The following is a 1572-nucleotide window of genomic DNA, read 5'->3' as shown; positions in this document are numbered from 1 at the left end:
CGATCACGCCGCACTCCAATCCGAACGCACAAAGTTCACTACCGCCGTGCGAGAACGGGAGGCCACCGTCGACCGAAACAGCGAACTGGTAACTGAGTGCGCAAACCTTAAGGTGAAGGTGAGGAGACTGACGGCCGAACTCGATAATTCGCAACGAGCACTCGAGGAGCTTCGTCGAAAGCCCACAGATCGCGATAAGCAGATGTTCGCCGCCGTGATAGATTCGTTCCCCCGCGACGGCAAGTTGTTCCAATGGCTAGACGCCTTGTTTAGTGCAAAGATGTGGAAGGCGGGTGACATCGACGCACTTCAGGGCGTACTCAGTGTCATCAGCAGGCATCGGATGGTCGATGACGCCGAACTCGTCAAGCCGCTCGCGCTTCTCGAAGCCGCGATCAACCAGTTTCTCGATTGGACGGCACTCAACGGCGAAGGCGTTGATCATCTCAATGCGCGCAAGCAGGTAACCGACCCCACTTGGACCTACCGCGCATACGACGGTGAGGATCTGCGGAGAATGCGCGGCGCAGGCTGGGTCGAGGCCGACCAAGCGCGTGACGCAGGCATCGCATGCGGCAAGCGGATCCTCGCTGCGCGTGAGGAGTTCGAGCGCATTGGGCGTGCCCGGAAGCTCTAACTCCACCAGTAGTTGGCCACAGCCACGGTGGTGCAGAATCGGACGGCAGCCTGGCGACCAATTGGGCGGGCCGCTGCTGCGCCGCGTCATAGCGCCGCTTGTCACATAACGACGACCGGTCACGGCCGCGGCCATCGATCTGCGCTGACGTGATCAGCGATAGGTTCGCTGACAACCCCGACCCCGCGTCGTACGCCGACGATCCGGCAGTCGGCTTGTATGCGGTCGAATCAGACCGAGATGCGCTGCGGAGTTCGGAGAGCTTGTTCACTCGGTTGGCCCGCGTGGCGGGTGCTTATGAGCTTCATACCCTGCCTACGTTGGTCGGTCCGGACACCATCCAACTGAATCGGGCCAGGTGTGAGTCACTGCTGGAGGAGATCGCGTTCGTCGCGGAGCGGTTGCACGATCCGCTCGCCGCACAGGTCGCCCAAGCACTCACGGGCTACCTGACACGACGAACCTGGAATCCGCTCTGGAACGGCTTCGTGACGTTCGAGGGGAACTGAGTCGAGACATGCTGTCGGCGCGACGCCGATAGCTCCCAGATCAGTCGGCACCCGCGGCTACGCTCACCCCATGACTTCCGTGGCATCCCAACCCCGCCCTGCGTGGCGGGTGTTGACCACGTAAAGGAGAGCCACGGATGGCTCATTCACCTCATCGGCAGCACAAGGGCTGTCAGCTCTGCAAGCCTCACAAGAACCGTCGTAACGGTCGCGCTGTGCGCGAACCGTGGGCGGTGCTCCGTACGATCGGGAAGAAGCGGCGGGTCAGTCGGCGCGACCTCGGCGATCAGGACGCGTGATCCGCGACGCCTGACGTCACTCGCATGAAGCAGGACGCCGCTGGCCACGCGCCGGCGGCGTTCTCGCTCACGCCTGCACCCCAGGCAGGAAGCTCGGGGTGGTCGCCCGCGCCTCAGGCGCGGAACC

Annotated in this window: 2 protein-coding genes; both read left to right on the top strand. The window is 63.1% G+C overall.

Annotated elements, in window-relative coordinates:
• A partial coding sequence (locus ABD151_RS21885) for a hypothetical protein (RefSeq protein ID WP_343996997.1) occupies positions 1–637 on the top strand: 637 nt, incomplete at its 5' end.
• Positions 638–957: 320 nt separating this feature from the next.
• Positions 958–1146 (top strand): hypothetical protein, encoded by a 189-nt coding sequence (locus tag ABD151_RS21880; protein WP_343996996.1) that lies wholly within the window; start codon positions 958–960, stop codon positions 1144–1146.
• Positions 1147–1572: the final 426 nt, after the last annotated feature.

It is taken from the genome of Nocardioides dubius (assembly GCF_039528155.1).
Classification (GTDB): domain Bacteria; phylum Actinomycetota; class Actinomycetes; order Propionibacteriales; family Nocardioidaceae; genus Nocardioides; species Nocardioides dubius.
This window is presented reverse-complemented; position numbering and strand designations above follow the sequence as displayed.